Source organism: Nocardiopsis sp. JB363 (genome assembly GCF_900143625.1).
GTDB lineage: Bacteria > Actinomycetota > Actinomycetes > Streptosporangiales > Streptosporangiaceae > Nocardiopsis.
The window spans coordinates 30,645-52,075 of sequence record NZ_FRFF01000072.1 but is presented as its reverse complement, the minus strand read 5'-3'; the positions used below and the strand labels follow the sequence as shown (position 1 = coordinate 52,075).

Annotated in this window: 19 protein-coding genes and 1 pseudogene; 18 read left to right on the top strand and 2 right to left on the bottom strand. The window is 68.2% G+C overall.

Translation table 11 applies throughout. The features are described 5' to 3' along the window. Positions 1 to 61 precede the first annotated feature (61 nt). The 3 genes and pseudogenes from BQ8420_RS11015 (at position 62) to BQ8420_RS32675 (ending at position 1,614) form a co-directional block, all read left to right on the top strand. Positions 62 to 856 (top strand): transposase family protein, encoded by a 795-nt coding sequence (locus BQ8420_RS11015; protein ID WP_235006072.1) that lies wholly within the window; start codon positions 62 to 64, stop codon positions 854 to 856. Further along, positions 757 to 993: pseudogene (locus tag BQ8420_RS33010) on the top strand (HNH endonuclease); the annotation flags it as partial. The gene BQ8420_RS11015 and the pseudogene BQ8420_RS33010, both read left to right, overlap by 100 nt. A 336-nt stretch (positions 994 to 1,329) precedes the next feature. Next, on the top strand, positions 1,330 to 1,614 hold the full coding sequence (locus BQ8420_RS32675) for a hypothetical protein (RefSeq protein ID WP_235006085.1): 285 nt from the start codon (positions 1,330 to 1,332) through the stop codon (positions 1,612 to 1,614). A gap of 98 nt (positions 1,615 to 1,712) precedes the next feature. Here BQ8420_RS32675 and BQ8420_RS32295 read toward each other — a convergent pair whose 3' ends face one another. Next, positions 1,713 to 1,850 (bottom strand): hypothetical protein, encoded by a 138-nt coding sequence (locus BQ8420_RS32295; RefSeq protein ID WP_200815889.1) that lies wholly within the window; start codon positions 1,848 to 1,850, stop codon positions 1,713 to 1,715. Positions 1,851 to 2,431: 581 nt separating this feature from the next. On the opposite strand from BQ8420_RS32295, the gene BQ8420_RS11005 reads away from it, so the two are divergent. Both BQ8420_RS11005 and BQ8420_RS11000 read left to right on the top strand, forming a co-directional pair. Next, the gene (locus BQ8420_RS11005) at positions 2,432 to 4,462 is read left to right on the top strand and encodes a SpoIIE family protein phosphatase (protein ID WP_087098022.1); all 2,031 of its coding nucleotides are present in this window, start codon (positions 2,432 to 2,434) and stop codon (positions 4,460 to 4,462) included. Positions 4,463 to 4,498: 36 nt separating this feature from the next. Then, positions 4,499 to 5,839 carry a replication-associated recombination protein A gene (locus BQ8420_RS11000; RefSeq protein WP_087098020.1) on the top strand — a complete coding sequence of 447 codons (1,341 nt, stop codon included), beginning with the start codon at positions 4,499 to 4,501 and terminating at the stop codon, positions 5,837 to 5,839. Here the strand turns inward: BQ8420_RS11000 and BQ8420_RS10995 are convergent. Further along, a complete protein-coding gene (locus BQ8420_RS10995) occupies positions 5,836 to 7,410 on the bottom strand; it encodes a serine/threonine-protein kinase (protein WP_087098018.1) in 1,575 nt (524 codons plus the stop codon). The two genes, BQ8420_RS11000 and BQ8420_RS10995, sit on opposite strands and share 4 nt — an antisense overlap. A 394-nt stretch (positions 7,411 to 7,804) precedes the next feature. Here BQ8420_RS10995 and BQ8420_RS10990 point away from each other — a divergent pair, with 394 nt between their 5' ends. From BQ8420_RS10990 to BQ8420_RS10930, 13 genes are all read left to right on the top strand, one after another. Beyond that, entirely contained in the window at positions 7,805 to 8,197 is a 393-nt protein-coding gene (locus BQ8420_RS10990; protein WP_087098016.1) for a DUF948 domain-containing protein, read from the top strand. Continuing rightward, positions 8,194 to 8,478 (top strand): hypothetical protein, encoded by a 285-nt coding sequence (locus BQ8420_RS10985; protein WP_087098014.1) that lies wholly within the window; start codon positions 8,194 to 8,196, stop codon positions 8,476 to 8,478. The genes BQ8420_RS10990 and BQ8420_RS10985 overlap by 4 nt, the downstream gene beginning before the upstream one ends. A gap of 156 nt (positions 8,479 to 8,634) precedes the next feature. After that, positions 8,635 to 10,305 carry a DUF262 domain-containing protein gene (locus tag BQ8420_RS10980; RefSeq protein ID WP_087098012.1) on the top strand — a complete coding sequence of 557 codons (1,671 nt, stop codon included), beginning with the start codon at positions 8,635 to 8,637 and terminating at the stop codon, positions 10,303 to 10,305. Between the two features lie 175 nt (positions 10,306 to 10,480). Then, positions 10,481 to 11,041, top strand: a complete 561-nt coding sequence (locus BQ8420_RS10975; RefSeq protein ID WP_087098010.1) for a hypothetical protein — start codon at positions 10,481 to 10,483, stop codon at positions 11,039 to 11,041. Between the two features lie 213 nt (positions 11,042 to 11,254). Beyond that, complete coding sequence (locus BQ8420_RS10970; protein WP_087098008.1) at positions 11,255 to 11,614, top strand: hypothetical protein; 360 nt, start codon at positions 11,255 to 11,257, stop codon at positions 11,612 to 11,614. Between the two features lie 265 nt (positions 11,615 to 11,879). After that, a complete protein-coding gene (gene alaS, locus BQ8420_RS10965; RefSeq protein ID WP_087098006.1) occupies positions 11,880 to 14,546 on the top strand; it encodes an alanine--tRNA ligase in 2,667 nt (888 codons plus the stop codon). A gap of 493 nt (positions 14,547 to 15,039) precedes the next feature. After that, positions 15,040 to 15,528 (top strand): Holliday junction resolvase RuvX, encoded by a 489-nt coding sequence (ruvX, locus tag BQ8420_RS10960; protein WP_087098004.1) that lies wholly within the window; start codon positions 15,040 to 15,042, stop codon positions 15,526 to 15,528. Beyond that, positions 15,525 to 17,765 carry an endolytic transglycosylase MltG gene (gene mltG, locus BQ8420_RS10955; protein WP_087098002.1) on the top strand — a complete coding sequence of 747 codons (2,241 nt, stop codon included), beginning with the start codon at positions 15,525 to 15,527 and terminating at the stop codon, positions 17,763 to 17,765. The genes ruvX and mltG overlap by 4 nt, the downstream gene beginning before the upstream one ends. Further along, entirely contained in the window at positions 17,765 to 18,595 is an 831-nt protein-coding gene (locus BQ8420_RS10950) for a shikimate dehydrogenase (RefSeq protein WP_087098000.1), read from the top strand. The genes mltG and BQ8420_RS10950 overlap by 1 nt, the downstream gene beginning before the upstream one ends. 372 nt (positions 18,596 to 18,967) lie before the next feature. Continuing rightward, positions 18,968 to 19,552 (top strand): translation initiation factor IF-3, encoded by a 585-nt coding sequence (infC, locus tag BQ8420_RS10945; protein WP_087097998.1) that lies wholly within the window; start codon positions 18,968 to 18,970, stop codon positions 19,550 to 19,552. A gap of 170 nt (positions 19,553 to 19,722) precedes the next feature. Beyond that, positions 19,723 to 19,917 (top strand): 50S ribosomal protein L35, encoded by a 195-nt coding sequence (gene rpmI / locus BQ8420_RS10940; RefSeq protein WP_067607638.1) that lies wholly within the window; start codon positions 19,723 to 19,725, stop codon positions 19,915 to 19,917. Between the two features lie 169 nt (positions 19,918 to 20,086). Beyond that, positions 20,087 to 20,458, top strand: coding sequence for a 50S ribosomal protein L20 (rplT, locus tag BQ8420_RS10935; protein ID WP_200815888.1), 372 nt, complete (start codon positions 20,087 to 20,089; stop codon positions 20,456 to 20,458). Positions 20,459 to 20,483: 25 nt separating this feature from the next. Beyond that, positions 20,484 to 21,329 (top strand): RNA methyltransferase, encoded by an 846-nt coding sequence (locus BQ8420_RS10930; RefSeq protein ID WP_087097996.1) that lies wholly within the window; start codon positions 20,484 to 20,486, stop codon positions 21,327 to 21,329. The last annotated feature ends 102 nt before the right edge of the window (positions 21,330 to 21,431 follow it).

Below are 21,431 nucleotides of genomic sequence, written 5' to 3'. Positions count from 1 at the left end.
CGAATCTGCACCGGACCACCATGAAAGGCTCCACGTGGTTCCCTATACTGCCACCCTCGACGTGGACCAGGCCACCGTTTGGCATCTTTCGGCTCTGCTGAACGCCGAACGCCGGCGCCGCGGCACCCGCACGGGAACCCGCTCCCTGACCTGCTACAAACAGGCGGTCCTGATCTTGCGGTGGTTTCGCGATGACACGGCCATCGAAGCGCTGGCCAGGGACAACCACATCTCCCGGGCCACCGGCTACCGCTACATCGACGAGGGTGTCGACGTGCTGGCCGACCAAGCCCCCGACCTGTACGAAGTGCTCGAACACGCCCGTCTGGTTCCGCAGGACCCTCTGATCCTGGACGGAAAACTATTTCCTTCCGACCGTAGCGCGGAGCCGGGCCCCACCGGCAAAAGCGACCTTTGGTACAGCGGCCACAAACACCGCCACGGCGGCAACATCCAGTTCCTGTCCGACGCTCGCGGAGAACCTTTGTGGGTGTCTGAGGTCGAGCCCGGATCCACAGCTGACATCACCGCCGCCCGCCTGCACGTGTTCCCGCTTTTGCACAAGGCCATGGCCGGCGGGGTGGTGACGCTGGCCGATTCTGGCTACGAGGGCGCCGGAGTGGGTGTGCGCACCCCGATCAAGCGTCCGCCCCAGGTCGACGAGCACCGATGGCATGTCGATGACCGGGCCCACAACCGGCTCCTACGCGGTCTGCGGTGCATCGGCGAGCGCGCGATGGCCGTGCTTACCGGCCGATGGAGAGTGCTGCGCCACACCACGATGAGCCCATCCAAGATCGGCTCGATCGTGCAAGCGGCGTTGGCTCTGACAAATATCGAGAAGCAAAATCGCTGAGATCACCTCACTGTGGCGTGACGGGTGTTCCGTTGAACATCGACCACATCCATCCCCGTGGCAGAGGCGGCTCGGATCGGTTGTCGAACCTGGTCATCGCATGTGGACCCTGCAATCAGGATAAGGACTCACGCTCTCTTCAGGAATTCCTTCAGGGAAGACCACGGACTCTTGCCAAGGTTCTGTCCCAGGTGAGGGCGCCGCTTCGGGACGCGGCGGTGGTCCAGTCCACAAGGTGGGCTCTGTTGCGGAGGCTGCGGGATGGTTTTCCTACCAGTGTGTCTTCAGGTGGCCGCACGAAGTGGAATCGACACAGGTGGGGACTTCCCAAATCGCACACACTGGATGCGTTGGCCCTTGGTGAGCCGAGTGGGGTCAGGGAGGTCGTGTCCACCGTCCTGATCGCGGAGTGCACGGGTCGAGGTAGCCATGCCCGAACCAGGAGCGACCGGTATGGGTTTCCTCGGCTGCTCATGCCCAGGCAGAAGCGCTTCTTCGGCTTCGCTACGGGGGACTTCGTCAGGGCCGTCGTCCCCCGTGGCAAGAAGGTGGGCACTCACGTGGGCAGGGTCGCGGTCAGGGCCAGTGGAAAGTTCAACATCCGTAGCGGTCGAACGGTGGTTCAAGGCGTGCACCACCGGCATGTTCGGTTGCTTCAACGCGCTGACGGTTACGCCTACACCGAACGGGCCGAGGCCGGGGTGGACGTGGACCCGGAGGCGGAGAAGGCCGAGAAGAAGGCCGCGAAGGTCGAGTAGAGCGACTCAGGGCTCTTCACGGGGCGGTGTGCGGGGATCGACCTCAGCGCACCGCCCCGTCCTCATGTACGGGGACGGGGCGGGCGGGGCGAGGCGCGTCAGCGTTTGCCGGCGCCGCACTGCTGACAGCAGATGTCCTCGTCGTCGGGGTTGCTGTGGGTGCAGAGGGGACAGGTCCAGTTCCGGACGGTGGATAGGCGGGTCCTCGGAGCGGGGCGGCCGGTGACAGGGTCCATGAAGTGTGTCCTCGGGGAAGTTCGGCGAGTTCTCCGCTGCAGAATCGGTGCCCGTAAAGTCTCCTCTTTGAACTTTCCACATTCAGTCATATACCTGAAAATGGTGATTAAGTGACCAAAATGCACGCCCGGAATGCGGATGTGGCACGTACGTGGATGCGATCGGGGCCGTCATCCCCTACCGTTGGGGGCGAATCACCCTCCCATACCGAGAACGGCACGCGTCCTGGAGTGAAGACGGTGCACCGGTGGGGCCGACCTCCTTTGGAGGCGCGGAGGGTGCGGAGTGCATTTGTGCGCCACCAAGTCACGCGAGCGTAACGATTCGCGCCTGGGGGTCGTCCGGGAGGGATATCCCTAGGTGGGGCCGACCGTGGATCATCCGTGTCGGCGGGGAGTGCATCGGCGTATTGGGCGAGGTGACGCGCCCGAAAGCGAACGGGAGCCTTCGTGCCCGTTCCGGTCCCTGCCCGGGCCGGGTCCGCTTTCGGACACTACAATGAGCCGAATCGGAACGTTCCAGGGGTGACCGCGTCTGAGCGCGGGTGTGGCGTCCGAGACGACATGAGGATGAGTCATACGTGAACGGAAAACGTGCTTCAGGCGATGGCTCCGAGGCGGCACTCGCGGGAGCCTTCCGCCATGCGCCCGAGCCCATGGCCCTCACCGCGGAGGATGGTGCGATCCGGCACGCGAATCTCGCGTTCACCGAACTGTTCGGCCGTACCGTCGCCGATCTCTCCGGCACGGCCTGGTTCGACCTCTTGGAAGGCGGGGAGGTCGCCCGGGGTGCTCGCCTGCACAGGGACGCCGTGAACGGCGACGTCCGCCGTGTCCGCCTGCGCCTGGCCGTCACCGATAAGGCCTCCCGGATGGCGGAGGTCGAGGTGCGCCCGGTCCGACCCGAGACCGACCACGACACCGCGGTGCTCCTGATCCACACCCTCTCCACCGAGGAAGCGGACCTGAGGGTCGTCGGTGACCTGCGCACCGACAACTCCGACTCGGTCCTGTGGAGTCTGGACCTGAGCAGCGGACGCATCCGCGAACTGTTCGGGCCCACCCCGCTGGGCGCGCTCCTGGCCGGTAACGACTGCGAGCTGGAGAACATTCTGACGCGCATCCACCCGGACGACACCGCCCGGGTCCGCGACGCCATGTCCGCGTCCTTCCACGGTCGCGACTACGAGCAGCGCTTCCGGGTCTTCGATCGTCTCGGGGACGAGCGCTCGCTCCACGTGCGCGCCCGCTTCGTCCCGGGCACACCCGACCGCCTCGTCGGGATCGTCGACGACGTCACCGAGCACGTCCAGCTGGTCCGCCGCCTGGCCGACCGTCGACGTACCGAGGCCGAACACGGCCGCCTGGTCACCGAGCTGTCCTCCAAACTGGTCTCGGCCACCACCGTGGACAAGGTCATGGACCTGCTCAGCGAGGAGTTCCTGCCGATCTTCGGCGGGTTCAACGCGGTCGCCCTCTACGTCGAGGAGGGCATGCTCCGGGCCTCGCCCAGCGCGGTGGAACGCGGGGGCATCTCCCACATCGACGGGCGTCGCGCAGACGACACCGACTACCCGATGGGCGCGGTCATCCAGGACCGTCAACCCCGTTTCTTCGAGAGCCGCGCCGAGATCGTCAGCCGCTTCCCGGCCGCCGCCGAGATGATGCGCACCGTCCGGGGCCAGGCGTGGGCCACCGTGCCGATCTTCGGTGACGGCAAGATCGCTCTGGGGGTGTGGCAGATGATATGGGACCGCCCCCACCACGCCAGCCGCGACGAACGCGCGCTCATGCTCACCTTCGCCGGCCTCGCCGGACAGGCGTTGCAGCGCATAAAGGCCCAACAGGCCGAACTCGAACTGGCCGACGCCGTCCAGCGCCGTATGCTGCCCCGCCAGGTCGCCAGCTTCCCCGACATGGACATCGCCACCAAGTACCTGCCCTCACGCGCCGAGTGGCGGATCTGCGGCGACTTCTACGACGTCATCGAACTGCCCGACAACAAGGTGGGGCTCCTGGTCGGTGACGTGCAGGGCCACGGTGTGGAGGCGGCGGCCGCCATGGGGCAGATCCGGGTGGCCTTTCGCGCCTACGCCACCAACCAGTCCGACCCCGGTGTCGTCCTGGGTGAGACCAACCGGTTGCTCACCGAGACCGGTGAGATCGTCTTCGCCACATGCGGGTACCTGGTCGTGGACCGTGAGAGCGGCGTCATGCAGGCGGCCTGGGCCGGGCAGCCGCCCGCGGTGCTCGCCGCCAAGGGCACCTACGAGCTGTGGTCCCCGGAGACCGGTCCGCCCATGGGCGTCATGCCCGACACCGAGTACACCGTCACCACGCGTGTGCTCGCACCCGGCACCACCTTGTTGCTGTGCTCGGACGGGCTCGTGGAGAGCTCGGAGATGCCGATGAGCGAGGGTTTGGCCCTGGTGGGGGAGGCGCTCGCCGAATACGCGGAGAACCCCAAGGCGGCGGCCCAGGTCCTGGCCGAGATGGCACCCGCCGGGCGGGGCGACGACATCGCCCTGCTCATCACCCGGATGCCGCCGCGTACCCCGGCCCCGCCCGAGCAGGGTGGGAGCCCGGAGAACCTGTCGGTCCCCTCCAACTGAGCCCGGGCCGTCACCGGTCTGGCCTACTCTGAACTGATGTCCGAAACACTGTTCGACGCTGCCGGGGCCGAAGCGGCCAAGGGACAGGAGCCGCTGGCCGTGCGCATGCGGCCGCGCACCCTCGACGAGGTGGTGGGTCAGAGCCACCTCCTGGGCGAGGGCAGCCCGCTGCGTCGCCTGGTCGAGGACGACGCTCCCATGTCCGTGTTCCTGTGGGGGCCGCCCGGGACCGGGAAGACCACCCTGGCCTCCGTGGTCAGCCGGGTCACCAAGCGCCGGTTCGTGGAATTGTCCGCGGTCAACGCCGGGGTCAAGGACGTGCGAGCGGTCGTGGACGAGGCCAAACGCCGCATGGGTATGAACGGCACCCGCACCCTGCTCTTCGTGGACGAGGTCCACCGGTTCAACAAGACCCAGCAGGACGCCCTGCTGCCCGCGGTGGAGAACCGTTGGGTCAGTTTCATCGGCGCCACCACCGAGAACCCGTTCTTCTCCGTGGTCAGCCCGCTGCTGTCGCGTTCCCTGCTGCTGTCCTTGGAGTCGCTCGACGACACCGACGTCAGGACGTTGGTGGACCGTGCCCTGAGCGAGGAACGCGGTCTGGACGGGCGCTACACCCTCACCGAGGAGGGCGCCGACCACCTCATCCGGCTGGCCGGGGGAGACGGACGGCGGTCCCTGACCTACCTGGAGGCGGCCGCCCTCGTCTCCGGCCCACCCGCCAAGGAGCCGGTGGAGATCACCGGCGCCCACGTCGAACGCGCCGTCGACCGTCACGCGGTCCGCTACGACCGTTCCGGCGACCAGCACTACGACGTCATCAGCGCGTTCATCAAGAGCATGCGCGGCTCCGACGCCGACGCCGCCCTGCACTACCTGGCCCGCATGGTGGAGGCGGGGGAGGATCCCCGCTTCATCGCCCGCCGGCTGATCGTGCACGCCAGCGAGGACGTCGGCATGGCCGATCCCTCCGCGCTCCAGACCGCCATCGCCGCGGCCCAGGCGGTCGAGCTCATCGGCATGCCCGAGGCCCGGATCAACCTGGCCCAAGCGGTCATCCACATCAGCCTGGCCCCCAAGTCCAACGCGGTCATCACCGCCATCGACGAGGCCATGTCGGACGTGCGCGCCGGAAAGGCCGGACCGGTCCCCGCGCACCTGCGCGACGCCCACTACAAGGGCGCGGTCGACCTGGGACACGGCAAGGGATACCGCTACGCGCACGACTACCCGGGCGGGGTGGCCCCGCAACGGCACGCCCCGGACGGTCTCACCGACCGCGAGTACTACCGGCCCACCCAACACGGCACCGAACGCCGCCTGACCGAGGTCCTGAACAAGATCAAGGAGGTGCTGCGGGGCGGCGGTCGGAACTAGTCGGAGAACAGCTCCGTCACTTGTACGACCTCACGGGGGCCCTCGCCCTCCTGCTCCTCGGCGAAGGTGACCTCCACGATCAGCACCGGTCCCCAGGACAGGTAGCCCTCGAAGTCGCTACCGGTCAGCTCCCAGGTGCCGCGCCCCTCCTCGTCGAGGAACACGTGGTCGGGTGCGGCGCAGAACTTGGCGCACAGGACCTCGGCGTCGGGGTCGATGATCGCTTCACCGGGCTCGCCGTCCTCCTCCCACTCCTCGGCCCAGGCCTCGTGGCTGGGTACACCCTGGTTGCGCGGGACCTCGCCTTCGCGCGTGACGGGGGTGTACACCCAGGAACGCTCCTCCTCGCCGGGTTCGGGCTCCTCCTGCTCCTCGGAGTCGAAGCGCACCACCAGGGTCAGCGGATCCTCTTCCTCCTCGGCGGCGCTCGCGTCCTCGGAAGCGTCCTCCTCGGCCCCGTCCGCGACCGGACCGGCCTGGGCGCTGTCGCCGACCAGTTGGCCGATCCCCCAGATCCCCCCGCCGATCAGGACCGCGGCCAGGACGGCGGAACCGACCACGAACAGGGTGCGGGTCGGACGCTTGTTGGACATCCGCCCCTCCAACCGGATCACCTCGGGGATCCGGGGCGGTGGTTCCACCCCGTGCCACTCCCGCTCCAGGAGCCGATTGATCTCCTCGCGGTCGCCCGGAGTCGGGGGCGCGTCTTCCTCCGCGGTCTCGGTCTGCCAGACCGCGATGACCGCGCCGATCACCTCGCGCAGGCTGGGCCGGTGGTCCGGGTTGGGGTCCAGGGCACGGCTCACCACGGGCCGCAGCCCCTTGGACAGACCCTCCAGGTCGAAGGTGCCCGAGGCCACCCGCTGGGCGATCTCCTCCGGTTCGCCCGGGCCGAAGGGCAGACGCCCGGTTCCGGCGAAGGCCACCACCGCACCCCAGCCGAATACGTCCGCGGCGGTCGTGGGCGGGCCGCCTCGGTAGCGTTCGGGACCCAACCAGGTCGCCCCGGAACCGAGCAGTCGCTCGGAGTCGGCGGCGATGGCGCACTCCATGATGTGCGGCCCGCGCGACTCCAGGAGGATCTCGCTGGGGCGCAGGGAGCCGTGGGGCTCCCCTCGGGCGTGCAGGGACGCCAGCCCTTCGGCCAGCCCGGTGGCCAACGCGATGAGCTTGCCGAAGCCCAGGCCGCCCCTCTTGGTCACGAAGTGGGAGAGTCGTTCCCCCGCCAGGTAGGGCATGGCCAGCCACGGCGGGTTGGCGTCGGCGTCGAAGGTCATCGGCACCACGACCCGCTCGGGGTCGGCCGCCGACAGGTTCCGCAACCGGCGGGCCAGTTTCGTATAGGCGTCGGGGGTGTCGAGCTCGGGGGCCTTGAGCACCTTCACCGCGACCAGGCGGTCGTCCGCGCTGGAGGAGGAGGTGTCCACCGCGGCGTAGACGGTGCCGGTGGACCCCTGCCCCAACCGCCCCAGGACGAGGTAGGGACCGATCCGCGACGGGTCGTCCGGATACAGGGGAGCGAGGTCCGGTGGTACCAGTACGGAGATCTCTCGGGGAGAACGAGGGCTCATGGGTGTCCTGTCGGTGCTTCCATTGGCAGGCGGGCGGCGTGGTGTCCGGACATCGTAGTGAAGATCCCGCTCTGGAGTGATTCTCGCGGAAGACCGTGACCTCGTCGATCCCCGCGTCCCGCATCGGCCAGGGCGGTGGGCGAGGCAGACGATCACCTCACCCCCATCCGGTTCCCGGCACACCGTGGCGTGCCCGCGCGGACAGCGGGTGGACACGATAGGGTCGGCCGAAACCGGCTCGTCCCCGGCCCGTTCAGGGCCCCGCGACGTTCCCGGACCGGGAGCCCGACCCGGCGCAGTCGCCGGCTTCCCCACCCCCGTGTGCCCCGTGTTCGCCCCTAGGGCGCGTTCGCACACCCTCGAAGCAACCCTGCTATCTGCCTACGGAGCCTCAATGCTGACCGGAGGAGAGGTCGCCGCGCTCGTCGCCGCGGTGGTCTGGGCGGTGCTGGCCACGTTCATGTGCGTGGCGCTCGTCAAACTGATCAAGCTCATCAACGAGACCACCAAGGTCGTCTCCGAACTCGGTGAACGTACCCCGCCACTACTGGACGACGTGGCTTCCACCATGGAGCGTACCCACACTTCGCTGGAGCGCGTGGAGGAGATCACCGCCAACGTGCAGGCCTCCTCCGAGGATGTCTCCACCATGACGGCCCTGACCCGTTCGGTGTTCACCGGACCGTTGGTGAGGGTCGCGTCGTTCTCCTACGCCATCCGTCAGGTCCTGGGACGCCGCAAGGCCCTGGCCGTGATGCGGGGACGTCGCCGGAAGGAGCGCCGGTGATCGGCCGACTGTTCTACGTCGCCGCCGGGGCGGTGGTGGGCGGCTACGTGGTCCACCGCGTCAACCGGGCCCGGAACGCGCTGACGCCCGGCGGGATCGCCGACCGGGTGGAGAACAGGGTCGGCCAGTACAAGGGCGCCCTGCGCGAACTCAACGACGACCTGGCCGAGGCCGTTCGCGAGGAGGAGGCCGAACTGCTCCGCCACTACTCCCCGAGCCGAGGTGCCGTGAGCGGTCCTACGATCACTCCGAAAGAATCATCGGCCCGCCGGGACGATTGATCGCACCATCCTCAACGATGCGAACCATCCTTTTCATTCGGTACCGACGCCCGCCGGGGGCGCTTCTCGACGTGGCCCCCGGCTGCGTTCTCGCGCGGGCGCGAAGAACCCACCTTCGCGACGAAAAAGTCACCGGACTCGGGCACCATCGAGTGCATGCAACAACTCGAAGCCCACGAGGTCCCCCTGCACAAGGTCTTCTCCAGTGACTACGACTTTCGCATCCCCGACTACCAACGCCCCTATGCCTGGGAGGTCGAGGACGCGCTCCAGCTTCTCGATGACCTGACGGACGCGTTGGAGCGCGACGGGGAAGAACCCTACTTTCTCGGGTCGGTCGTGTTGGTCAAAGGCAAGGAGTCGGCCCGTGCCGAGGTCATCGATGGTCAGCAGCGACTGACGACCCTCACGATCCTCTTCGCGATCCTGCGGGACCAGGCCGGGGACGCGAAGCTGCGGACCGAGCTGGAGGGGATGGTGGCGGAGCCGGGCAGCAAGATGCTCAAGCTGGACCCCAAACCCCGGCTGGCGCTACGCCCCAAGGACACGGAATTCTTCCGGAAGCACGTGCAGACGACCGGCTCCGTGTCCAGCCTCCTTGACCTTCCTCCCTCGGCCTTGAAGACCAGCGCCCAAAAGGCGGTCCGGGACAACGCGAAGGCCCTGCGAGACAAGCTGCGGGAGTGGTCCGAAGAAAGTCGGTTGGAACTCGCCGGGATGCTCGGTGAACGGACCTACCTCGTCGTGGTCAGCACCCCTGACCTGAACAGCGCACACCGGATCTTCAGCGTCATGAACGCCCGTGGACTGGACCTGTCTCCGGCCGACATCTTCAAGGCACGGATCATCGGTGACCTGGATCCCAAGCTGAGCAGCGTGTACGCGGCCAAGTGGGAAGACGCCGAGGAGACCCTGGGGCGTGACGACTTCGCCGACATCTTCTTGCATCTGCGGCTGATCTTCTCGGGTGAGCGCGCACGGCGGGAACTGTTGCTGGAGTTCCCCGAACAGGTCCTCGTTGACTTCCCTGACGCCAAGGGGGCGATGGAGTTCATCGACGACGTCCTGATCCCCTACACCGAGGCCTATGTCCAGATCCGTGACCAGCTCTACTCCTCTCCGACAGGGCAGGACAAGGTCAACGCCTGGTTCAAGCGACTGGAACAGCTCGACAACAGCGACTGGCGCCCGGCCGCGCTCTGGGCGGTGCGCCACCACGGCCATGACCCCGAATGGCTCGACCGATACTTCCGCCGACTGGAACGCCTGGCCGCGAGCATGTTCATCCGCCGGGTCTATCGCACGCCCCGGATCCAGCGTTACGTCGAACTCGTGCGCGAGCTCAACTCCGGTAAAGGCCTGGACGCGCTTTCCTTCGATCTCACCGAAGAGGAGAAGCGGGCGACCAGGGCCGAACTCGATGGTGAGCTATACCTGTCCACTAAGGTCCGCCGTTACGTCCTACTGCGTCTCGACGAGATCCTCGCGGACGAGCCCGGCGTCGTCTACGACTACGAGACCATCACGGTCGAGCACGTTCTTCCGCAGACACCAGGCGAGGAGTGGGTCTCCACCTTCGACGAGGCGGCGCGTGAGTACTGGACCCATCGCATCGGCAATCTCGTCCTGCTCAACAGGAGAAAGAACTCCGAAGCCCAGAACTTCGACTTCCCCAAGAAGAAGGCGAAGTACTTCTTGGGGAAGAGCGGTGTGGTGACCTTCGCGCTCACCAGCCAGGTTCTCACTCACTCCGAATGGACTCCTGAGGTGCTCGAAGAGCGTCAGGAACGGTTGCTGGAGTCGTTGACAGGGGAGTGGAGTCTGTGACTCGACCCCCGGGGATCCGGGTCACCAACCGACTCCGTCGAACGGTGACCGATGGTGACCGGTTCTTGCGGAAACCGTTGCAAGATGCCCGGAATTGTCATCTGGTCGGTCTCACACTGGGTAAGTGTGCCTCTATAGGGTTCTCGATGTAGTCGAAGAACAGACGGAGGTTCGCATGTATCCGCCACAACCGCCCCACGACCCCTACGCCGCCGGGGCGTACGCCTACCAGCCGGGCCCTCCGGTACCCACGGGGATGCCGGGGACGGCCATCGCCGTGCGGGTCCTGAAGTTCATCGGTGGTGTGTGCGGGGTGCTGTTCGGCGTGCTCTTTTGGCTCCTCGCGGTGATGGCCACCGGCGAGGGGCAGTTCAGCCGGGACTTCCTCGACGGGATGGGGGACGCCGGGCTGCCGCTCTCCGGCGGTCAGGCCGGGGCGTACTTCGGCATCATGGGCGCGATCCCGTTCATCTACGGGGTGCTGTCCATCGTGCTGGCCTCCCTCATGGGCCGACGCAGCGCCGGCGTCATGTGGTCGGTCGTGGTCTTCCAAGGCCTGGCCGCGTTGCTGCTGGTCCTGGCCGTGGTCATGGGAGGGTTCGCCTCGATCATCCCGCTGATCTTCACCATCGGCATGATCGTCCTGATGGTCGTGCCCAACACGCGCGCCTACTACGAGAACAAGCCGGCCGGCCCCGGGTACCCCGCGGCGCCCGGTCACCCCGGCGCCTACTGAGCCGGTACGCCTTCGTTCGGGGTCGACTCACGGGTCGGCCCCGTCGATCCTCTCAGTAGGATCCCCGAGGCGTCGTGAACACATCACACCGAGAGGGGCCCTGTGCATCCCCCATCTCCGTCCGAGTACCCGGAACCGCCGCGCGGGCCGGTGCGCCGAAACCCCGCGCCGATCGGTCGTCCGCCCCGTCCTCCCACGAGGGCGTTCCAGGGTGTGACCGCCCTCCCGGGCCAAGGGGTCGCGGCCCGTGTCCTGATGTTCGTCCTCGGTTCCTGCGGTGTCTTTGCAGGCCTGTTCATCGGCGTCCTGCACCTCATCGTCGATGCACCGAACGTCGTGCTGGTCTTCCTCCCACTGGGATACGGCGCCTTCTCGATCACGCTCGCCGCGCTCATGAGACGTCGAAGGAAGGGCGTCTTCCGGAGCGTCGTCGGGTTCGTTGTCGCAGCCGCCCTGTTCTCACTGTTCTTCATCGTCATGGGGGATTCCTCATGGTGGGTTCCGCTGATCCTCCACACCGTGATGACGGGCCTGATGTTCACGCCGCGGGTGCGTGCCTACTACGGCCTCTGATCGGTAGCGAAGATCGCCCCCGTGGGGCCCGCTTCGGCGGGCCCCACGGGCGTTCGGCGGTCCGGCGGCGATAGCCTGGTGGAACGACCGGACCGCCACCGTCGTCCCGGATGACGGGTCCCTCGGCGGCCACGACAAACCATGCGCGCCGGTGCGGGATTCCCCTCTACGATGGGCCCCTATCGACCATGCGTGACCACGGTCCCACTCAGGGACAACCCCGCCGCCTCCGCAGCGGTGGAGCCGAACACAGGAGGGCATCACAATGGAGACGGCAGAGATCGCGCGCCGCTTCCTCGGTTTCTTCGAGAAGAACGGACACTCCGTGGTGCCCTCGGCAAGCCTGATCGCCGAGGACCCCACTCTGCTGCTGGTGCCCGCAGGCATGGTCCCCTTCAAGCCCTACTTCCTGGGTCAGCGCACGGCCCCATGGGAGACCGCGACCAGCGTCCAGAAGTGCATCCGCACCATCGACATCGAGGAGGTCGGCAAGACCTCCCGGCACGCCACCTTCTTCCAGATGCTGGGCAACTTCTCCTTCGGGGACTACTTCAAGGAGAAGGCGATCCCACTGGCGTGGGAGCTCATCACCGGCCCCGTCGACCAGGGCGGCTTCGGGATCGACCCGGAGAAGCTGTGGGTCACCGTCTACCTCGACGACGACGAGGCCGCGCAGATCTGGCGCGACGAGGTGGGGGTGCGCCCCGAGCGCATCCAGCGCCTGGGCATGGACGAGAACTACTGGGACATGGGCGTGCCCGGTCCCTGCGGTCCCTGCTCCGAGATCTTCTACGACCGCGGCCCCGAGTACGGCGTCGAGGGCGGCCCCGCGGCGGACGAGAACCGCTACATCGAGATCTGGAACCTCGTCTTCATGCAGTACGAGCGGGGTGAGGGCAGCGGCAAGGACTACCCGATCCTCGGCGACCTGCCCAGGAAGAACATCGACACCGGCATGGGCTTGGAGCGCTTGGCCTCGGTCCTTCAGGGTGTCGACAACATCTACGAGACCGACATCATGGGCCGGGTGTTGCACCGCGCCGCGGAGCTCACCGGCACCACCTACGGCGCGGACGACGAGACCGACGTGATGCTGCGCGTGGTCGCCGACCACGTGCGCAGCGCCGTCATGCTCGTCGGTGACGGCGTCAAGCCCGGCAACGAGAAGGCCGGCTACGTGCTGCGCCGCATCCTGCGCCGCTCGATCCGCAACCTGCGTCTGCTCTCGGGCACCGACTCCTTCTTCCTGAACGAGCTGACCGGGGTCAGCATCGACGCGATGAAGGACATCTATCCCGACCTGCTCGACAAGGCCGAGGTGATCCACGGTGTGATCGACGCCGAGGAGAAGAACTTCGCCGAAACCCTGCGCGCGGGCACCACGCTGTTCGGCCGGGCCGCCGAGCGCACCCGCGCCGCGGGTGGCAGCGTCTTCTCCGGCTCCGACGCCTTCCAGCTCCACGACACCTACGGTTTCCCCATCGACCTCACCCTGGAGATGGCCTCCGAGCAGGGTCTGAGCGTGGACGAGGACGCCTTCCGCGAACTCATGAAGCATCAGAGGGACACCGCCAAGGCCGACGCCAAGGCCAAGAAGCTCGGCAACGCCGACATCTCCCTCTATGGGCGGATGCACGAGGAGGCGGGCGACACCGACTTCCTCGGCTACACCGACTCCGACAGCGAGTCCCACGTCAAGGGCCTCGTCGTGGACGGCGAGGGCGTACCCGCCGCGAAGGCGGGCGACAAGGTCGAGATCGTCCTGGACCGCACCCCCTTCTACGCCGAGAGCGGTGGCCAGCTCGCCGACAAGGGCACCCTGACCGTGGACGGGCGCGGCGTCGTGGACGTCGAGGACGTGCAGAAGCCCCTGCCCGGCCTCTTCGTGCACCGCGGCACCGTGCGCTCGGGCGAGGTCGTCCTGGACGACACCGTGCACGCGGCCATCGACACCGGCCGCAGGAACGCCATCGAGCGTTCGCACTCCGCCACCCACCTCATCCACTCGGCGCTGCGCAACACGCTCGGCCCCACCGCGGGCCAGGCGGGTTCGGAGAACAGCCCGGGTCGGTTGCGGTTCGACTTCACCGCCGACAACGCGCTGGGCGGTGCTCGCCTGGCCGAGGTCGAGGAGGAGGTCAACACCGTCCTGGCCGGGGACATCGCGGTCCAGACCGCGGAGAAGAACCTGGACGAGGCGCTGAAGATGGGCGCCCTGGCCATGTTCGGTGAGAAGTACGGCGACCGGGTCCGCGTCGTGGAGATGAGCGACTACTCCGTCGAGCTGTGCGGCGGCACCCACGTGGGCTCCACCGCGAAGCTGGGCATCGTCAAGCTGCTGGGGGAGTCCTCCATCGGTTCGGGCGTGCGTCGCGTCGAGGCCGCGGTGGGCGTGGACGCCTTCAAGCGCCTGTCCAAGGAGTCGGCGCTGGTCGGTCAGCTCTCCGAACAGCTCAAGACACCGCGCGAGGAGCTGCCCGAGCGGATCGACTCCATGGTCTCGCGGCTGCGTACCGCGGAGAAGGAGATCGAGAAGCTGCGCGCGGCCCAGGTGCTTCAGGCCGCGGGCGAGATCGCGGCGGGTGCGCGCCGGCACGGTTCGACGCTGGTGGTGGCCACCGAGGCACCCGAGGGTGCGAGCGGCGACGACCTGCGCAAGCTGGTGCTGGACGTACGCGGTCGCCTGGGCGAGGACGAGCCCGTGGTCGTCGCGATGACCGCGGTGCCCAAGGACCGCCCGGTCGTGGTGATCGCCGCGAACAAGGCCGCGCAGAAGGCCGGGACCAAGGCCGGTGAGCTGGTGGGCGTGGCCGCCCGCGCGCTTGGCGGCGGAGGGGGCGGCAAGCCCGACATCGCCCAGGGCGGCGGCAGCGACCCGAGCAAGGTGGACGAGGCCCTGCGCGCCGTGGAGGCGCGCGTGGCCGGCGCCTGAGAAGTGTGATCTGCCCCGCGCGGACCCGAGGGAACCGCGCGGGGCGTTCGCCACTCCGAATCCGCGCGCTCCACAACGGACACCGAAAACGCCCGTAGTGTGACTCTGTGTGACTATGTGGTTGTTCTCATGTACCGAATCCGTGATCGTACCGAACCCGTACAAGCCTCCGAGTCCGACGCGAGGTGGGGCCTGGGTGATCTACACTCGGACGGTACGTGTTCGCCCTGGACACCCGCCGCAGCCCGACACGAGGCCCTCCACCCGGTCGGAGAACCCCGAGCTGACGGATGCCGAGGCCGAGGCTGCGCACCGGCATCGAATCGGGCATACTGTGGCGCGCCACAGCCGAACCCCATGGCTGTCTGCGCGGCTTTCCCGCGACCCCGCTGATGAACAGGACCACCGTGTTGAGGATCTCCCAACAGCGGTGCTGTGCCGTCGATCGCACAGCCCCTCCGTACACTCCCCCCGCACCGGGGGAGGCGTCCTCGTGAGGCATGGAGTCCGACTGGCGGTCGACCCTGGTGACGCCCGTATCGGCGTCGCGGCGAGTGACCCGAGCGGGATGCTCGCCAGCCCCGTCGAAACGATCCCTCGCGGCAAGGGGGACACCCAGCGCATCGCCCTTCTCGTGGTGGAGAGGGAGGCCCGTGAGGTCATCGTGGGTTACCCTGCATCACTGTCCGGCAAGGAGGGACCGGCCGCTCGGTCCGCCCGTGGGTTCGCGAACTCCTTGGTCAGACTCCTCGACCCCGTCCCCGTCAGGCTCGTGGACGAACGACTCACCACGGTGACCGCTCAGGGTCAGCTGCTCGCCGGCGCCTCCTTCGGCAAGAAGGGTGCCAAGGGCGGCCGTGCCCGCCGTTCCGTGATCGATCAGGCGGCGGCGACCGTGCTCTTGCAGAGTGCCTTGGACCAGGAACGGTCAACAGGCCATCCCCCGGGCGAGATCGTCCGTGCCAGCCAGGGAGATTCATGACCGACAGGGATGACTACCCCGATAGTCCCTACCGTGGCCGTGCCGACCGTCAGGGCGGTTACGACTACGACCCGCTGAGCGATCCCCTGCCCGCGCAACCCCCGCCGCGCGGCCGTCGGGCCCGCCCCGAACCCGGCCAGAACGCCTGGAACGAGCCTCCCGGCCACGATCCGATGGGTCCGCCCTCGGGGCGTCGACGCAGGGCCGAACCGCCGGAAGTCGATGAGCAGCCGCCGCGCCGTTTCGGCGCGGCCGACGCCCTGAGGGGTAGCCGAGCGGCCCGCGGTGGACAGCGTCCCCGGGGCGCGCCCACGGACACGGGCAGTCACCAGGCGCCCGGAGCCGATCCCACCCAGGAGGCCCTCGCCGCCCTGGCCGGTCTCGGTGGATCCTCCGAGACGCCCGGCCGTCCCCGGCCCGAGGAACCTCCGGCGGAGCCGCCCCGCAGGGCTCGCCGTACCCGCGCGGACGAAGCACCCGAGGCCCGCTCACCCCTGTGGGGCGACGACGAGGACGAACCCACCCCCGCGTTCTTCGCCGAAGACCCCGACGAGGAGCCCAAAGGTCGCCGCGCCCGCCGCCGACGTGAGACCAGCGCGTTCGAGGCCGTTCCCGACGAGCAACCGCCCGGACGCCGTGGTCGACGCCGCGCCCGTCGCGGGGCCGACGAGGAACCAGGCGACACCGGATCCTTCCCCGCCACGGGTGGATCCCGATCCGACACGGGGTCCTTCGCGGCAGGACCGGACAGCGGAGCCTTCGCCGAACCCGAACCGGAACCCGGAACCCGCCGTGGCCGCCGCCGGCGTTCGGCCGAACCGAGCAGCGGTGCCTTCCCCCTTCCCGACCTTCCCGACGACCCCCGTGACCAGGACGAACCCCGAGCGTCCACCGGCTCCTTCCCGGTGCAGGAGAAGACCGCCGCCACCGGCGCCTTCCCCTTGCCCGAGGAAGAGGAACCCAAGCGTCGCCGTGGTCGGCGTCGAGGCCGCCGCGCCGAGCCCGAACCGGAGCCGGTCGAGCAGGAGTTCGACGAGGATCCGGTGCAGGACGACTACGAAGAGGACAGCCTGGAGGACATCGCCGCCTCCTACGGCGACGGACGAGCCACCCGCAAGCGGCTCAAGGCCGCGAAGAAGGCACAGGCTAAGCGGCGGGAATCGGCCAAAGGCGGCGGTGGACGTCCCCCGCGCCGCAAGCGCAAGGGTCCGACCATCCTGCTCGCCCTCGTGCTGATGCTGGTCATCGCCGGTGGTGGTTTCGCGGTCATGCGGACCTACGTGTTCCCGAGCGATTTCGAAGGGACCGGTTCCGGCGAGGTCGTCATCACCGTCGAGGACGGGCAGAGCGGCGGCTCCGTCGCCCAGGCCCTGGTCGATCAGGGTGTCGTCGCCAGTAGCCGAGCCTTCACTAACGCGCTCGGGGAGTCCGGCGAGGCGCTCGCCCCCGGTACCTACGCCCTCGCCGAGGGCATGAGCGGGGAGGCCGCCGTGGCCGCCCTGTTCGATCCCGACAGCCGCCTCGGCGGCCGGGTCACCATCCGGGAGGGCCTGCGCGGTGACCAGATCCTGGACGAGCTGGCCGCGAGCACGGGTGCGAGCAAGGAAGAGTTGGAAGAGGCCTACGCCCAGACCGACGAGCTCGGTCTGCCGGACTACGCCTCCGAGGGGCCCGCGGGTTACCTGTACCCGGCCACCTACCGGTTCGAGCCCGACACCGACGCCCTGTCCATGCTGCGCACCATGGTCACCCAGCATCGTCAGGTGACCGAGGGACTCGACCTGGAGGGGCGGGCCGAAGGGCTCGGCTACGACGCCAACGAGATGATGGCGATCGCCTCGATCGTTCAGGCCGAGAGCGGTAGCGCGGAGGACATGCCCAAGATCTCCCGGGTGGTCCACAACCGGCTCGACATCGACATGCCGTTGCAGATGGACAGCACCTGCTTCTACGCCATCGGTGACTACGGCATCGCACTGAACAACGATCAGTTGTCCGCCTGCGAGGCCGATGACAGCGGGTTCGACACCTACCACCGCACCGGTCTCGTCCCGGGCCCGTTCGTGGCACCGGGCGAGGACGCCATCGAGGCGGCCCTGGAGCCGGAGGAGGGTGAGTGGCTGTACTTCGTGGCCACCGATCCCGAGAACGGTGTCACCGAGTTCGCCGAGACCCATGAGGAGTTCGAGCTCCTCAAGGAAGCCTTCGAGGAGACCTGGGGCGGTGGCGGTAGCTGATGCGCGCCGCGGTCCTGGGGTCGCCGGTGGCGCACTCCCTGTCTCCGGTCCTGCACACGGCGGCCTACGCCGCGATGGGGCTCACCGAATGGTCCTACGGTCGTCACGAATGCGACGAGAAGGGCCTCGCGCCCTTCCTCGGCGGACTCGACGACGACTGGGCGGGTCTGTCCCTGACCATGCCGCTCAAGCGTCGCGCCATGGAGTTGGCCGCCCGGGTCAGTGACCTGTCCACGCGGGTGGGCGGAGCCAACACCTTGGTCCGGGAGGACCACGGGTGGGCGGCGCACAACACCGACGTCGAGGGCATCGCGGTCGCGCTGGCCGAGGCGGGAGTCACCGCACCGCGCGACACGGTCGTCCTGGGGGCGGGGGCCACCGCGGCCTCCGCCCTGGCGGCCCTGCGCGAGCTGGGCGGGATCGGCACCGTCAGGGTGCTGGCCCGCAGCACCGCACGCACCGGCGAAGTGGTGGCGGCGGCCGAACGGCTGGGGACGCCGATCGAGGTGGCCCCGTTGGCCGAGGTGGAACGGCACCTGGACACGGACCTGGTGATGTCCACCCTGCCCTCCGGCGCCACGGACGTCCACGCCGAGGCCTTGGCCGACTGCCGGGCCGACCTGTTCGACGTCGTCTACGCGCCCTGGCCGACCAAGGCCGCCGTGGCCGTCACCGATCGGGGCGGACGTGTGGTGGGCGGGTTTCCTATGCTGCTGCACCAGGCCGTCGCCCAGGTCCGACTCATGACGGGGGCCGTGGACGTTCCGGTGGCCGCCATGCGCGAGGCCGGCGAGGCGGAGCTCCAGCGTCGCGCCACCGCCGATTCCTGAGCGGTTGGAGCGCTTCGGAGTGCTGATACACTCGATGTAAATCGACTTCATTCCTCTGCGCTCAGGCGTAGGGGAACCGCAAGCGGAGATGATCCTCCCACCTACCGGACTTTCGTCCGTGTGGGTCTTCGGTCGGATGGCGAGTGTTCGGCTCCCACCCCTCGGCTGTTCTTCAGGCCCGGGTGCGTCGCGCCTTCGTCCTCCACGTCCGATCGGATCGCCCCGCTTGCACACGCTGGCGGGGTTTTTGCTTTGCACGGACCCCGGAGCGGGCGGGTGGCCTGATAGAGCGGGCGACCCGGTCGAACAGGTCGACCACTTCGAGGTGGTCGGCCGGTCCCAGGTAATCCGAGAAAGCTAGGGAGGGGTCTCATCAGCGCCGAGCCCCGCATCAATGACCGTATCCGGGTGCCCGAGGTCCGACTCGTCGGGCCCAACGGTGAGCAGGTCGGAATCGTCTCCGTGCCGGACGCTCTGCGTCTGGCCCAGGAGTCCGACCTCGACCTCGTCGAGGTCGCGCCGACCGCGCGCCCGCCGGTCGCCAAGCTGATGGACTACGGCAAGTTCAAGTACGAGTCCGCGGTCAAGGCCCGTGAGTCGCGCAAGAACCAGTCGAACACGATCATCAAGGAGATCAAGCTCCGCCCGAAGATCGACCCGCACGACTACGAGACCAAGAAGGGTCACGTCGTTCGGTTCCTCAAGGGTGGGGACAAGGTCAAGGTGACGATCATGTTCCGTGGTCGCGAGCAGTCCCGCCCCGAACTCGGGCGCAGGTTGCTGGCGCGTCTGGCCGAGGACGTCCAGGACCTCGGCATGGTCGAGTCCCAGCCCAAGCAGGACGGCCGCAACATGGTCATGGTGATCGGTCCGCACAAGCGGCGTTCCGAGCACAAGGCCGAGGCCCGTGCTGCGGCGGGGGACAAGTCCCGCGGCGAGAGCGGCGACCAGGCCTAGCAATTCCCCCACCGGCCGGCCGCCTCGAAGGCGGCCGGTGGTGGGGTGGGCTGTGCGCGAACAGCCCACGATGCACAGGCGTGCGATCCGAGACCCGCCTAGCGCGGAACAATCGCGACATTCGTCCCCGGGGCGGATGCCGCGCCGACGGAGTAGGAGACGACGGCGACATGCCGAAGAACAAGTCCCACAGCGGAGCCAAGGACCGTTTCAAGGTCACCGGTTCCGGCAAGATCATGCGCCGCCGTGCCAACAAGAACCACATCCTTGAGCACAAGACCTCCAAGCGCAAGCGCAAGCTGAGCAACGAGGCGGAGCTCTCCCCGGCCGACACCAAGAGCATCAAGAAGCTCCTGGGTCGCTAGGAAACGGCAGTAACCTCAGCCCTTCTCGACAGTGCCCCGCGTCCGACCCGGTCGGTTCGCTCTGAGCGCTCGAAGGGCGACCACCTGAAGCGAACACGGCCGCCGGGCCCGTCCTGGCCGGACCGGTCGGCGCGCTGGGCGCGCCGGAAGAACCAATGAGGGAGTCACTGTGGCACGCGTGAAGCGGGCTCTCAACGCCAAAAAGAAGCGCAAGGTCGTTCTCGACCGGGCCAGTGGTTACCGCGGGCAGCGCTCGCGTCTGTACCGCAAGGCCAAGGAGCAGATGCTCCACTCGATGACCTACTCCTACCGGGACCGCAAGGACCGCAAGGGGCAGTTCCGTCGTCTGTGGATCCAGCGTATCAACGCTGCCTCCCGCGCTCACGGCCTGACCTACAACCGTCTCATCCAGGGTCTGAAGCTGGCCGAGATCGAGGTCGACCGTCGCATGCTGGCCGAGCTGGCCGTCAACGACGGGGCCGCCTTCGCCGTGCTGGTGGAGAAGGCCAAGCAGGCCCTGCCGGCCTCCGCCGCGGCCTAGTTCGGCGAGACGAAGACAGGTAGCGATGGCGAGCCACGAGTTCACGAGCGTTCGGTCACCCAGGATCAAGGGGGTTCGGCGGCTCGCCAAGCGCACCTTCCGCCAGCGTGAGAGGCGCTTCCTCGCGGAGGGCCCTCAGGCTGTGCGGGAGGCTCTCGCCGCGGTGAACGGCGGCGGGGGACCTCCGTATGGCGGGAGCGGCCAGGGAGTGGTCGAGGTCTACGCCACGGCGGAGGCCATGCAACGTCACATCGACCTGATGGACGCCGCCCACACCGCCGGCGTGCCGACCCATCGGGTCAGCCTGGACGTGATGTCCGAACTGGCGCAGACCATCACCCCCCAGGGGGTCCTCGCGGTCTGCGAGTTCGTCGACGTTCCCTTGGAGAAGGTCACCGACGTGCGTCTGGCCGTCGTTCTCTCCCACGTGCGCGACCCCGGAAACGCCGGGACGGTCCTGCGCACCGCGGACGCCGCGGGTGCGGACGTCGTCATCTTCACGGACGCGTCCGTGGACCCCTACAACGGCAAGTGCGTGCGGGCCTCCGCCGGAAGCCTGTTCCACCTGCCCGTGGTGGTGGGTGTGCCGGTCGCCGGCGCGATCGACTTCCTGAACCAGGCGGGGGCGAAGGTGTGGGCCGCCGACGGCGGGGGCGACAAGGACCTGCACCAGGTCGCCGACGACGGTGACCTGGACGGTCCGGTCGGTTGGGTCTTCGGCAACGAGGCCTGGGGGTTGCCGGAGGAGACCGTCCGTTTGACCGACGGCGCGGTCAGCGTCCCGATCTACGGCGGGGCCGAAAGCCTGAATCTGGCCACGGCCGCAGCGGTGTGCCTGTACACGACGGCGCGCCAACAGAGACGCTCTTGAACCGCCCCTGACCACGTTCGGATACTTCCACGGTTGATCACCCTCCGTGTTCGAAACCTCCCTGTGGTGGGCCTGAGCTTCGCTGGGTGTACACACTCGGTA